Source organism: Fusobacterium ulcerans ATCC 49185, assembly GCF_900683735.1.
GTDB classification, from domain to species: domain Bacteria; phylum Fusobacteriota; class Fusobacteriia; order Fusobacteriales; family Fusobacteriaceae; genus Fusobacterium_A; species Fusobacterium_A ulcerans_A.
The window spans coordinates 953,017-967,850 of the sequence record NZ_LR215979.1; the positions used below are offsets into that span (position 1 = coordinate 953,017).

The window sequence follows — 14,834 nt, forward strand, 5'->3', positions numbered from 1 at the left end:
TTAGCTATCAACTTTATAGTTTTTTTGATTTTTACAAATAATAATTCTCTTGATATAATCCAATTACAAGTTAAAACTACATATGCAAAAGGAGTATGGAATGGAAAGAAAACTAAAATATGATGTTGTAGTTATTGGAGGAGGAGCAGCAGGAATCTCAGCAGCAATAGGAGCTAAGAAGAGAGGACAGTCTGTTGTCCTGATAGAAAGAAGCAGTTGTTTGGGAGGACAGGCAACTAATGCAAATGTAGCTTCTTATTGTGGATTTTTTACTAGTGGATCTGAACCAAAACAAATAATTGGCGGGGTAGGACAGATGGTATTGGACAAATTAGCTGCTATAGGAAAATATGATGGATATCGTCTTTCCACAGTGGGAAATGCTATTGTTCCATTAGATTCAGAAGCATTAAAGTTTGTACTGGATGAATTAGTATTGGAAAATGAGATACCAACTTTACTATATTGTACTTTAATAAAAGCTAAAACAGAAAATTCAAAAATAACAATGATTGAATGTGTTGATGATATGGGGAGTATTTTCATTGAAGGGAAAGCTTTTGTAGATGCCAGTGGAGATGGAAACTTAGCATATTTGGCTGGTGCTGAAATCATATTCGGCAATCCAGAAGGAATTACTCAGATGTCTACAAATATTATGAGAATAGGAAATTTTGACATAAGCATAAAACTTTCTCCAGATGTTATAGAAAAAGCAATACAGGCAGCTAAAAAAGATGGATTTAAAAATCTCAGTAAAGATTCAGGAATAATTTTTAAAGCAGAGCAGTATGGATATGCTATTTTACCAAGTATTCAGGTAGGGTCATTAGACTGTTCTACATTAACAGCCTGTGAAATGAATACAAGAAGACAGGCACAAGAGTATATAGAAGCATTTCGTAAATATATACCTGGGATGGAAAACTGTACTTTAATATCAACTGGGCCGAAATTAGGGATAAGAGAGAGCAGACATATTGTAGGGAAATATACACTTTCTTTAGATGAAGTTTTGAATGCAGTTAAAAATAAAAGGGGAATAGCCAGAGGAGCATGGCCTTGTGAAAATCATCAGAAATTAGATAAAATGGCTGAATATTTGTGGGTAAAAGATAATGATTACTATGAAATTCCAATAGATATATTATTATCTAAGAATATAAAAAATCTATGGAGTGCAGGAAGAACTGTAAGTGCTGACTCTATGGCGTTTGCTTCTGTACGTGTGATGGGAATAAGTTTTGGAACAGGACATGCAGCTGGGGTAGGAGCAGCATATATGGCTGAATATGGAGAGATAGATATTAATTCTATAAAGTCAGAATTAAAAAAACAAGGGGCTATATTATAACAAGGGGGATATATGAATCAAGATTCTAAAAGAAATTTTTACATAATGATATCATTTGCATTAATTATTTTTGGACGATTTCTGCCGCTTCCAGAAGGGATGAAGCCTGCAGGTATGGCTGTAACAGGAATATTTGCTGGAAGCCTTCTGCTATGGCTGACAGTAGCTATAGACTGGCCAAGCCTTCTTTGTATAGCTGCTATAGGAATGATTCCTGGAATCGGATTTAAAGGGGTATTTCTTAGTTCTTTTGGAAATGAAACTTTTGCTTTTCTAATGTGTACTTTTATGTGTACCTATGTTTTATCAGAAACTCCTTTTTTAAAAAGATGTGCTCTTTACTTTATTACAAGTCCAATGGCGAAAAAAGGCCCTTGGATGTTTATAATTTCTTTTCTTACAGCTATTATATGTATAGGATGTTTTGTTTCGCCAACAGTACTTTTTGTTGTTTTTCTTCCTATACTGGAAAAAATTAATGAAATATTGGGATTAAAAAAAGGTGATAAAATAGGAAATATGCTGATGATAGGATTGACATTTGCTGTATCAGTATCAGCTGGAATGACTCCAATAGCTCATGTATTCAGCATTATGGCTATGGGATTTTATACTACAGCTACTGGGTTAACTATTGGATATGCTCAATATATGGCATTTGCTATACCAGTTGGAATTATATGCATTGTCCTTCTTTTGCTGATGTTTAGATTTATTATGAATCCTGATATGTCTCAGATAAAAAATATAGATATTTCTTTTTTAAAAAATGAATTAAAACCAATGGAGAAGAAAGAAAAAACTATTCTTGCTGTATTTTGTTTAGTGGTAGCTTTATGGGTTCTTCCTAGCTTATTAAAAGAAATTTTTCCAGCAGTTACACAAATAAGCCGTATGGGAACTGCAATGCCTCCTATGCTTGGAATAATTCTGTACTCAATTATTTCATTTGATGGAAAGCCTTTATTAAATTTTGCTGAAGGAATGAAAAAAGGTGTACAATGGTCAAGCATAATAATGGCTGCTGGAACTCTTGCCATAGGGAGTGCCATGACTAATGGAAATGTAGGACTGGCTGACTATTTGATAAATGTGCTAAGTCCAATTTTAAAAGATATCAATCCTATGCTTCTTGTAGTAGCATTTACAGCATGGGCTTGCATACAAACTAATTTTTCTTCAAATATGGTGACAGTAACAGTTGTGACAACAGTGGCTATTCCATTGGTACAAGCAACTAATGGAGCTATTTCATGTCCAGCAGTGGTGGCAATCATAGGAATGATGTCTGCTTATGCTTTTGCTACTCCGCCAGCTATGCCTCATGTTGCTATGGCTATTGGATCAGGATGGTCTGATACCAGCAGTGTGATGAAGTATGGATTAATTTTTATGACATTATCTATTATAATAACTGTAATTATAGGATATCCAATAGCAGCTATGCTGATGTAAATAAATAGTGAGAAGCCAAAAATATCAAGGCTTCTCACTATTTTTGTAAAATAATATATTTTAACTCTATTAATTTATTGACTGTTAATATTTATATACTCTAGGGATTCTAGGACTTAATATAGTTAAAAGTTCATATATATTCATTCCAGTAAAATTTACAGCTTTAGTGATGTCATTGTATAAAAGAACTTTATCTCCCTCTTTTACACTTCCATCTACTTCTATAAATGTATTGTCCATAGTTACTTGAGCTATTTTAAATTCTTTGTTGTTGATGATACATTTACTTTTTTCATTTCTTTTAAGAAAACCATCCCCATATCCTATTTTTATTTTTGCCAAATATTTGCATCCTTCAATATCCAGATCATCTTTTAATTCATATGCAACATATTTATGATCTTCAATATCTCTTACACCAGCTATCTGTCCTTCTAAAGAAAAGACTTGTTTTAAATTTGGATCAAAATAACCAACTTCCTGCAGCCCATATGTAAGCATCCCTACTCTCATATGAGTAGCTATCTCGCAATTGTAATTCATTACAGCAGCACTATTTTGCAGATGTATCATTTCAAATTTATCTTTTCCTATAGAATTTACTACATCTGTGAATAAATCTATTAATTCCAAACCATCTTCATAATTTACAGCAAAAAGATGTGAAAATATACCTTTAAACTTTAAATTATTTTCATCAGTGAATTTTTCTAATTCAGATATTTCAGAAAGAGATATACCATTTCTTCCAAATCCAAGATCTATTTTAAGCTGCATTCTATCAGACGGGATTCCAGCTTTTATAAAATCTTTTAGTTCGTTAAGATCATTGACAGCTATGTCTAGATTAGGATTATTTTTTATCAATTCAATATCTCCAATACTTTCAAAGACGAGAACTCTAAAATCATTTCCTAAGTTCATTTTCAAGATGTTTTCAGCTTCAATATAACGTGCTACGGCAACTTCTTTCAGTCCACCAGCATAAAGAGCCTTTACTATCAACTCTACCCCATGTCCATAAGCGTTGGCTTTAACAACAGGAAGGATATTTTTTCCTCTTAATTTTTTTAAATAATCTATGTTATGTAATAGATTTTTTTGATCGATAACCATTTTTATTGAATTGATAACCATACACTCCTCCTGATTTTTTTGTTATTTACATTCTACACCATAAATTAGAAAAAATACACCCCAAAATATTTAAAAGGAAAATTTCAAGAAAAAGTTAAATTATGTTATAATTAAAAAAGAAACTTATATTTGAAAAGGAATGGTTGAATAAATATGGATAAAGTACATAAATTTTATAAAGAAAACTACAAAACACTCACTAAGGTAGAAAAGAAAATAGCTGAATTTCTTGTAAAGAATCCTAAAAAGGTAATGGTTTTGTCGGCATTGGAATTAGGAAAAGAGATAGGAGTAAGTGATGCTTCTGTTTTGAGATTTTCTAAAATTATGGGGTTTAATAAATTTAATGATTTTAAAAACTATATAGCTTTAGAACTTAGTGAAACAAGCCCAGATGACAGGATAGTAAAAAACTGGGATAATTTTAATTCTAAAAATGATATAGCAAATAAAATAGTTAATGCTGATCTTGAAAATATAAAAGAATTTTTATTAAATGTAGACTTTGATCAAGTAAATGAAGCTGTAGAAATGATAGATGAAGCCAAGAAAATATATTTTTTAGGAATAGGTTCAAGTCGGGCTATATCTCAATTTATGTTTTGGCATGTAAAAAGACTTGGATTTAATGCAGAATGTGTAAATGAAGGCGGATTGGGACTATATGAAGCTTTTTCTCATATAAAAAAAGGTGATATTGTTATAATATTTGCTTTTCCTAGATTTTTAAATGATGAGATAAAAGCTGTAAAGCTAGCAAAAGAAAAGAAAGCAAAAATAATAACTGTTACAAGCAATGTATTTTCTGAAATAAGTTTTTTGAGTGACATTGTTTTTAAAATATCTGTTGAAAATAATGGTTTTTTTAATTCTTATATAGTACCAATGGAACTGTGTAATATAATACTTACAGCACTTTTTGAAAAAAATAAAACAAGCATATATGCAGAATTGAAAGAAAATAGTCTTGTAAAAGATTTCCTATTTACATCAGAAAATTAATATTGGTATATAATAATTTCAAAGGGTAAAATAAATAAAGGGTACATTTTTAATTAAATTACTATATATAAAGAAAATAATATTAAGAAAATTTTTTTAAGTCCATGTAATTTTAGAGATAAAAATTCTAAAATTCATGGATTTTTTTTATTAAAACTTTTAAAGTAGATAGTAAATCTTTCAACCACTTTAAAAACAGAAATAAAAATACAGGAAGAAATTATAAAACTAAATTAAAAATATGCTGAAAATCAATTTTTTAACTATTCATTAAGAAACCATTAATGGTAAAACCGTTCATGGAAAAACCCTTAACGTTTTTTTTTGAGATATCAGAAGATAGTCTTCATTAAGAAGATAATAAAAGCTATAAATAATGCACACAGAGGAAAGAGGAAAAAGTAAGTGAGAAAAAATAAAATCGATAAATAAAAAAGTACAGGGAGTAAAATCTCTGTATTTTTTTGTGTTAAAAAAATAATTTTTTCAGACAATTTTCTTAAAATAGGTTTCTCAATATTTTCTTTGAAGCAGGAATTTTTGGAATCTTAATAGGAAAGAGAGGAAATAAAAAAGTTCTCTTTTATATAAAAAGAAGAACTATCTTTCATTTATTAAATTTAAAGAATATTATTAACATACTAAATATTGACTTTTATTTTAAAATGATGTATTATCTATAGTGTAAGTATACAGTTTCAAATTATGGATTAAAGGTTTTTTTAGATAACCAATAAACACTACTGTTCTCTTTTTTATATAAAAGCGAACTTTAAAAAGTATTTTTTGAAATTTACACCAATTTTTTTTTTAAAGAGCAAATATTGCAATAGAAAGAGAATTGAGATATAAGTTCTAAATAAAATATCAACAGGGAGGAAATAATGATTGAAGAAATGATGAAGGCAGTAAAAAGAGGGAATAAGAAAAGAAGCAGAAATATAACAATAGGAGCAGTAGTAGGATTCCTGCTTTCATGTACAGCAGTAATGGGAACAGATGAATATTTGTGGATAAAAGAAGATAATGGAACAATAAAATTCAGTACAGACAACAGTGATCCTGCAGGTACAGATAATCCATATAGTGAAAACAGCTGGAATGAAAACATTTATATAAATAATATAGCATTATCAGGAACAGGTAATGCTCCTAAATCAGGTGGTTATGGATTAAAATTAGAAGGAAATTTAGGGGGATTTGAACTTATAAATAACGGTTCAACAACAGGAACATCTACAGGATTTAATGGAAACGGTTTAGGAATTTATAATTTTTCAGGAACTATAGGAAGTCTAACAAATAACGGTTCAACAACAGGAATATCTAAAGAAGGTGGGGGGACTGGTTCAGGAATTTATAATTTTTTAGGAACTATAGAAAGTCTAACAAATAATGGTTCAACAACAGGAATATCTATAGGAGCTCTTGGACAAGGTGTAGGAATTTATAGTGACTCAGGAAGTTCAGGAAATATAGAAAGTTTAATAAATAGTGGTTCAATAACAGGAACAACTGTAGAAGATGGTAATTATGGTTTAGGAATTTATAATTTTTCAGGAACTATAGGAAGTCTAACAAATACAGGTTTAATAACAGGAACAGCTACAGGAAGTAATGGAGAAGGTTATGGAATTAATAATGAAGAAGAAATAACAGTACTAATAAACAATGGAGTAACAATAGGAACAGTTACAGGAGGTAAAGGTTTAGGAATTTATAATGATATAGTATCTACTATAGGAAGTCTAGTAAATAATGGTTTAATAACAGGAATATCTGAAGGAGATATAGGTTATGGAATTTTTAATGATGGTAGTAGTACTATCACAAGGGCGGCAAATAGTGGGTTAATAACAGGAACATATGCAGGAATTGCTAATAACGCCACTATAGAAGGTCTAGCAAATAGTGGAATAATAGCAGAAAAAGATACACAAGGTGAGGGTTATGGAATTAATAATCAAAGTACTGAAAGAATAGCTCATATATCAAATTCAGGAGTTATTTATGGTAAAACCAGTGCTATAAACAATACTGCTGGTGGAGAAATAGGTTCTATATATAACAATGGAATATTAGCAACAAAAGGAGATTCGCCTATAAAAGATGATGGGACAATAACCCTTACAGCGAATTATGGACTAGAGATTGCAGAAGCTACTGGAATAGTAAGTAATGGTTCTAATTATCATCCAGCTGGCCCACCAGGAGTTGTATTTGTAGGCTATAATGATGTTGGATATCAAATAACAAGAGATTTGGTAATAAAAAATGCTGTTATCCAAGGAGGAGGAACTGGGATAGGAACATCAACAGATAGTTTTGAATTTTTAGGTGCTCCTAATGAATTTGATAACTTAATACTAAATGGAAAAAATGAGACATTAAAAGTTACTGGAACAGACAAAGAGGTAAAAGGTTCAATAATAAATGCCTATGGGACAGCAGTTATTTTTGAAGGAACAGATGGTCAGCTTACATTATCAGGAACAATAGTAAATGGCGGAGTAGATGAAGAAAATAAAATAACAGTATCAGGAAGCGGTGCTGGAGATACATTGATACTTCAATCTGGAGAAGTTCAGTATTCAGGGGGAAAAGGAACTCAAAATACTATAATCAATGGAAATATAGATATGAAAGCAGGAGATGATACTCTTACTTTTGATAAAGAGACAATAATTAATGGAAATATAGCTATGGGAGCTGATAATGACACCCTTACAGCAGAAGCAGGAAGTATTATCAATGGAAGTTTTGATGGAGGAGAAGGAATTGATAAACTTTCTTTAAAATCTGGAGCAATGGTTAATGGAAATATAGCTACGGGAGCTGGGAATGACACCCTTACAGCAGAAGCAGAAAGTATTATCAATGGAAGTTTTGATGGAGGAGCTGGAGATGATAATCTTTCTTTAAAATCTGGAGCAATGGTTAATGGAAATATAACTATGGGAAATGCTAATGATACCCTTACAATAGAAGCAGGAAGTATTATCAATGGAACTCTTGATGGAGGAATGGAAAGTGACACTCTTAGTTTTAATTCACCAGCAACAAGAACATCAAATAGCAATGGAATAAATATTCATCATAACATATCAGGATTTGAAAATATGAATATAAATACAAATGTAACTTTATTTGAAAAAACTGTTAAAGATGATGGAACATTAGGAGATTTAGCCATAACAGGAGCAGAAAATATAACAATAGAAACAGATGGGGTACTTACCCTGAAAATAGATTCAGCTAAGACAGCTAATTTAGGAGGACAAGACAAGATTATAGGTCATGCACTCTATGGAAATAATGGAGAAATAATTTCAACTGGAGGAAAACTGCTGCTGGCAGTAAATGGAGCAGGAAATGAAAAAGTGATAAGTTTTGGAGATACTACTATAGATGGAAGTCTGGTAACAGCCCATGAAACAAAGAATGAAGAAGAGATAAATTTTGCTGCAACATCTCTGCTTCACTGGGTAAAGAGAGTAGAAGGAACAACTAATGAGGTAATAATTACATCTAAAGTTGATCTTCCTACAGACATAACTTATGAAAAACTGAATAAAATATATCACAGTATTCGTTCAGTAGATGAATTAGGGAACTTTAATGTAGATGATGATGAGAAATTATCAACATTCTTAGGATATCTGAATGATATCTATGCAGGAAATCCTTACTCGTATAGTCCTGAACTTTCAAGAAAATCTGCTGGGATGTTTAGAGATATAGTTACTGAAAATATTTTTAAACCAGAAACAAATAAATGGATAATTTATAGTGGACTTACTCATGTAGATGGTGGAACAAAAGATACATATTATGGAAAAGGATATTACACATATGACATAGGAAGTTCTGACATGGACGCAGATACAAAAATCACTGGAGCATATATGCTTGGGGAATATGGAGTATCAGATACATTAACATCAGGAATAGTAATTGGAGGAAACAAGCTGAAATCTGACTTGTCTAATGGCTCAAAAGTAGATGGAAGCGCACTGTATCTAGGAGCTTATGCAAAGAAATATATAGGAAATCTAAAAGTAGCAGCAGGAGCAGGATTCCAATATGGAGATTATGATGTTGATAGATTAGCTATAAATAGTGTGGCTTCTGATACAGCAGAATCAGTAATGAAATATTCAGATAACTACATTGATATAACATATGATATCTATCTGAATGGAAGATACTCTCATAATATTGGAGAGAACTTATTCTTAGAACCATATGGAACTTTATCATATACATATATAGACCAAGATGGAGCTAATGAAGGAAGTAAAACTTTAGCTATTGAAACTGATTCTAAATCATTTGACTATACATCTGCTAAAGTAGGATTAGACCTTAAAAAAGTAATACCTCATGAAAAAGGAAAGAGTACAATGTCAGTAGGAGTAAGCTATACAAAAATATTAGATGGAGCAGATGAGGAGGTTATCACAGGAAGATTTAAAGGTGGAAGGGACTTTGATATATTGGTTGCTCATAAAAATGAACATAGTATAGGAGTAAATGCAAAATATGCTCTTGAACTTGAAAATGGAGTACTATTTGATGTAAAAGGAACTTATATAGTAGAAAGAGATTCACATAATAATTCTGGAAAGAATAGAACTAAAGGTGAATGGATAGTTGGAACAGGATTGGGATATAGGTTTTAATAAAGATAACAGAGAAAAATTTTCAGATAATAAAAAAATCTAAAGGGAGTATCGACTTTAGTAATTAAAGAACTGATGAAAATTTTTTAAAAAGAAATAACAGGATTAAGAGTATCAAAGATATTTAGGATAAATAAAAATAGTAAAATAGTAGAAAGAGTAGAAGACAGATCGTAAGTTACTCTATTCTCAAAATTGAAAAGGATTGATTTCTGCACCTTGCATAAGTCAGTCCTTTTATAATAAAAATTTTTAAGAAAAATAAATGGTGGGAAGTGTACTATATATATACTTTTAATATTATTTTTAAATTAAATGATAAAAAAATTGAAAATTATTGTTGACTTAACTACAGAAATGTTGTATCTTGTAGTAAGAACTACAAAGATAAAGGGAGGGTGTAATATGAGAAAGCCTATAATTGGTATAACTTCAGCACATGAAAAGGAAGAAGGGTTAAGAAATTATCATAGAACTACATTGAGCATAGACTATACAAAAGCAGTAGTTGCAGGGGGAGGAATTCCTTTGGTTATTCCTGTAACTGATAATATAGAAATAATAAAAGCCCAATTAGAATTGATAGATGGATTGCTTTTATCAGGTGGAGCAGATTTGAATCCTTTCTTATATGGACAGGATTTTAAAGAGGGGATAAATGTAATATCACCTGAAAGAGATACTTACGAAATGATGATATTAGAAGAATTTTTGAAAACTAAAAAACCTATATTGGGAATATGCAGAGGACATCAGCTTATAAATATCTACTTCAATGGAACATTATTTCAAGATCTAAGATATTATGGAAAGGAAGTTCAAAAACATAGACAGGATCTTTATCCTGAACTGGCTACACACAGAGTAAATATTGTGGAAGAGGACAACATACTTTTTGAGCTGTATGGTAAAGAGATAGCTACTAACTCATTCCATCATCAGATTATAGATAAACTTGGAGAAGGACTTACTACAATAGCTACTGCCAATGATGGAGTAATAGAAGCTTTTCAAATGAAAGCACATAAATTCCTTTATGGTATTCAATGGCATCCTGAAATGATGACTGCTAGAGGAAATATGGAAATGAAAAAAATATTTGAAAAATTTGTAGCAAGTTGTGAGGTAAAATAGATGCATATATTCACAAATGGGAAAATATATTCTTTTGACTCAGATAATAATATATATGAAGCAATAGCTGTAGAAGATGGAAAGATAATAGCTGTTGGAAAGACAGAGGAAGTATTAAAAGAATTTGAAGCTAGAAAAGATAAAGTTGTTATCAACTTGAAAGGGAAAACAGCAGTGCCAGGATTCAATGACAGTCATGTACATTTTATGAATTATGGATATACTGGTAAAAAAATAAGATTAAATGATTGCAAAAATATAGAGGAACTTATTACCCTTGGAAAAGAAACTTCACCTTATGGGGGATGGATACTGGGAAGAGGATGGAATCAGGACCTTTTTATAGGGGGGAAGAGAATACCTGAAAAAAGTGATCTAGATAAAATATCTACAGAGATACCTGTATGCTACACAAGAGCCTGTGGACATGTAGCTGTAATCAACAGCAAAGCTATGGAACTTTGTGGTATAACACCAGAAACAGAATGTTTTGGTGGAGATATAGATTATGAAAAAGGAATATTTACAGAGAATGCGCTGTATCTTGTGTACTCACATATCTCTAAACTTTCTCTTGAGGAAATGAAAGAGATAATTCTGGAAACTCAGGAAAAATTTCTGGCAATGGGAATAACTTCTGTACAGACAGATGACTTTGAATCATTTCCAGATAAGGACTTCAAAAAAGTTATACAAGCTTATGAAGAACTTAAACAAGAGGGAAAATTAAAAATGAGAGTATATGAACAGGGGCTTATGCCTGTAAAAGAAAGAATAAAAGAGCTGTCTGAATACAAATACTTCACTGGAACTGGTGATGAAAGATTCAAAATGGGACCTATAAAGCTTCTGCTAGATGGATCACTGGGAGGAAAAACTGCTTTGCTGCAAATGCCTTATGCTGGGGAAAAGGAAAATAAAGGGGTAGTGACATATACACAGGAAGAGTTTGATGAAATAGTAAAATATGCAGATTCATTGGAGTATCAAATAGCAGTGCATGCTATAGGAGATGGAGCTGTAAAAATGGCATTAGACAGTTTTGAAAAACTTCCTGAACTCAACAGAAAAAGACATGGAATAGTTCACTGTCAGATAACTACAATGGAGCTTATAGACAGAATAAAAGAGTTGGATATTATAGTGTATATACAGCCAATATTTCTGGACTATGATCTGCACATAGTAGAAGACAGAGTGGGATATGAAAGAAGTCTGGAATCATACGCATGGAGAACTATGCTTGATAAAGGGATAAGATTATGTTTTGGTTCAGATGCTCCTGTAGACAGTGCAGATGTAATAAGGTCAATACATTGTGCAGTGAACAGACAGGATATTAATTTTTATCCTGAGAAGGGATGGCTTCCAAATGAAAAAATATCTGTGGAAGAGGCAGTGAGATGCTATACAGTAAACAGTGCTTATGCATCTTTTGAAGAAAATATAAAGGGTAGTTTGAAAAAAGGCAAACTGGCAGATTTTGTTGTATTAGATAGAGATATATTCACTATTGAAAAAAGTCAGATACTTTCTACTAAGATTGATTCAACAATCATAGGTGGAGAGATACTATATATAAATATTTAAGGGGGTATAAAAATGTTGGCGTATTTTGAAGCTTTGGTTGGTTTCCTATGGGGATTGCCTATAATTGTAATCATTTTAGGAACAGGATTTTATTTCACTTTTAAAACTGGATTTTTCCAAGTATTTCATCTTAAGCATATTTTCTCTGAAACTATATGCAAGATAATTAAAAAGGGAAATAAGGCAGAGGGAGAAGGAAAAGGACTTATTACTCCATTTGAAGCAGTTGCAACAGCAATTGGGGGATCTGTTGGAGTAGGTAACATCGGAGGAGTTGCTACTGCCATGGCAGTAGGAGGCCCAGGATCGCTTTTCTGGCTTTGGATAGCGGCTTTTGTTGGAATGATATTAAAAATGGCTGAGGTATCTCTTGGAGTTTACTACAGAGAGAAAGATGAAAAGGGAGATCCATATGGAGGTCCTACTTACTATATGGAGAAAGGTCTTGGAGAAGAAAAAGGTCATAAATGGTGGCTTATACCTGCAGCTATATTTGGTGGGGGAATATTCTCTACATTCTTTATAACAGTACAAAACTATACAGTATCAGAAGCTGTAAGTGCTGCATTTGGAATTAAAATAATCTACGCAAGTATCATCTACATTGTATGTAACTATATCTTGATAATTGGTGGAATCAAATCTCTAGGAAAATTAGCTGGAAAAATAGTTCCATTTATGTGTGTATTCTATGTAGGAGCAGCATTATATATAGTTGCTATAAATATTGGAAACCTTCCTGCAACATTAGGGCTTGTATTTAAAGGAGCTTTCACTGGAACAGCAGCAGCTGGAGGATTTGCTGGAGCAGCTTTCAGCCAGGTAATGAGAATCGGTATGGCAAGATCAGTATTCAGTAATGAAGCAGGATGGGGTAGTTCTCCAATGATTCATGCTTCTGCACAGACTGACCATCCTATTAAACAAGGACTATGGGGAGCATTTGAAGTATTCATTGATACAATCGTAGTTTGTACTTTGACTTGTCTTGTTATAATCATCACAGGTGTATGGAGCAGTGGAGCAACAGGAGCTACTCTTACTCTAAATGCTTTTGCAACTGGTATGGGATCAGCAAGTAAAATATTCATAGCAACTGGAATATTCCTATTTGGAGTAACTACTTCATCTGGATGGTATGCTTATTATGAAATTATTTTAAGACACCTTATGAAATCATCTCCTAAATTAAAAGATGGAATATTAAAATTCTATAAAATATTCTATCCAGTACCAGGATTTGTAATGGTGGTTATGGCAACTACTATAGGAATGCCAGGATCAACTGTATGGTTGTTCGCTGACTTTACAACAGCAGTACCTACATTTATTAATATAGCAGTTATGCTTTCATTAAGTGGAACTTTCTTTAAACTGTTCAAAGATTATAAAACTAAATATATTTTGAAAGAAGAAGTTAAACCTGAAGATAAAATAAAAGTATTCTATGAAGAAGACTAATATTATTTGATATGATACCTATAAAAAAAGGAGTTGTAGCAGACTCCTTTTTTTAATCAAAGTGGAGGAATAACTAAAAAGGGAAAGATAAAAAAAGGTGTACTAATAAAGAATAAAAATTAAAATTAAGAATATAATAAAAAAATTAAAGACTGTTAAGCAGTCTTTTTTTTTGTTTAAAAACAGAGAAAAAAATACATATATAGATAACTTAGATGAGTATACTGATAACATATGTGCTAAAAAAACATCATTATTTAATTTGTGTGCTGAAAAATAATATGTTATAATTTGTTAAATAAATTTTGTTTACAAAAATGTAATTTTTACACAAAAATAAAACGAACATATTCTTAGAATCTTGTATTTAAAATATTTGTACGTCAAAAATAGATAAAATAACAAAATTTATAAATAAATATTCTATATAAAACATATGGAAAGGGAGAGAGATTATGAAAAGAATAACTGGGGTAATCCTTTTTTTATCTTGCTTGACAACTATACTTTATTCACAGGAAGTAAGTGAAAAAGAAGGAAGAAAAGTACTTGAGCAGATAAGAAGAGAAATACAGTTTGAGGAAAAAGCGAAACAAAAAGCTATTGAAGAGGCTGAAAAAGCTAGAATAGCAGCAGAAAAGGAAAAAGAAAAAAAGGGGAAAAAAATACTTGAAGATATCAGAAGAGATATGAATGAATCACTTGAAGAAAAAGTATTCAGAAGTGAAAATGATCCTGAAGTAAGAGCAGCAGCTACAACAGCAGCTTTTGAAACAGGAAGAGAGAGAATGGCTTTCTTGAAAATGGAAGAGAAAGAGATAATGGATCTTGAAAAAGATTTAGGAATAGAAGGGGAAGAAAATAGAGTATTTTTAAGTCAAAAATTTGATGAAGTATATGAAGAATTTAATTCTAAAAATGTTGAAGTTCAGAATTTATCTGATGAAAATAAAAAACTTAATGAATACTTGACTAAACTGGATAGAATGGAACAAAAAGTAAAAGTGGGGAAATAG

The 14,834-nt window shown here is 31.4% G+C and carries 9 protein-coding genes; 8 read left to right on the forward strand and 1 reads right to left on the reverse strand.

Annotation, left to right across the window (positions count from 1 at the left end; all coding sequences use genetic code 11):
* Positions 1 to 100: 100 nt before the first annotated feature.
* Positions 101 to 1,354: an FAD-dependent oxidoreductase gene (locus E0E45_RS04360; protein ID WP_130890040.1), complete on the forward strand. Its 1,254-nt coding sequence runs from the start codon at positions 101 to 103 to the stop codon at positions 1,352 to 1,354.
* Between the two features lie 12 nt (positions 1,355 to 1,366).
* A complete protein-coding gene (locus E0E45_RS04365; protein WP_130890041.1) occupies positions 1,367 to 2,809 on the forward strand; it encodes an SLC13 family permease in 1,443 nt (480 codons plus the stop codon).
* Between the two features lie 84 nt (positions 2,810 to 2,893).
* On the opposite strand, the gene E0E45_RS04370 is transcribed toward E0E45_RS04365, so the two are convergent.
* Entirely contained in the window at positions 2,894 to 3,949 is a 1,056-nt protein-coding gene (locus E0E45_RS04370) for an alanine racemase (RefSeq protein ID WP_130890042.1), read from the reverse strand.
* 153 nt (positions 3,950 to 4,102) lie between these two features.
* Between E0E45_RS04370 and E0E45_RS04375 the strand changes: the two genes are divergently transcribed.
* The 6 genes from E0E45_RS04375 (at position 4,103) to E0E45_RS04400 (ending at position 14,834) form a co-directional block, all read left to right on the forward strand.
* A complete protein-coding gene (locus E0E45_RS04375; RefSeq protein ID WP_130890043.1) occupies positions 4,103 to 4,951 on the forward strand; it encodes a MurR/RpiR family transcriptional regulator in 849 nt (282 codons plus the stop codon).
* 884 nt (positions 4,952 to 5,835) lie between these two features.
* Positions 5,836 to 9,633, forward strand: coding sequence for an autotransporter domain-containing protein (locus E0E45_RS04380; protein WP_130890044.1), 3,798 nt, complete (start codon positions 5,836 to 5,838; stop codon positions 9,631 to 9,633).
* 405 nt (positions 9,634 to 10,038) lie between these two features.
* Positions 10,039 to 10,767, forward strand: a complete 729-nt coding sequence (locus E0E45_RS04385) for a gamma-glutamyl-gamma-aminobutyrate hydrolase family protein (RefSeq protein WP_130890045.1) — start codon at positions 10,039 to 10,041, stop codon at positions 10,765 to 10,767.
* Positions 10,768 to 12,357 (forward strand): amidohydrolase, encoded by a 1,590-nt coding sequence (locus E0E45_RS04390; RefSeq protein ID WP_130890046.1) that lies wholly within the window; start codon positions 10,768 to 10,770, stop codon positions 12,355 to 12,357.
* Between the two features lie 12 nt (positions 12,358 to 12,369).
* Positions 12,370 to 13,818 carry an alanine/glycine:cation symporter family protein gene (locus tag E0E45_RS04395; protein WP_130890047.1) on the forward strand — a complete coding sequence of 483 codons (1,449 nt, stop codon included), beginning with the start codon at positions 12,370 to 12,372 and terminating at the stop codon, positions 13,816 to 13,818.
* Positions 13,819 to 14,273: 455 nt separating this feature from the next.
* Complete coding sequence (locus E0E45_RS04400) at positions 14,274 to 14,834, forward strand: hypothetical protein (RefSeq protein ID WP_130890048.1); 561 nt, start codon at positions 14,274 to 14,276, stop codon at positions 14,832 to 14,834.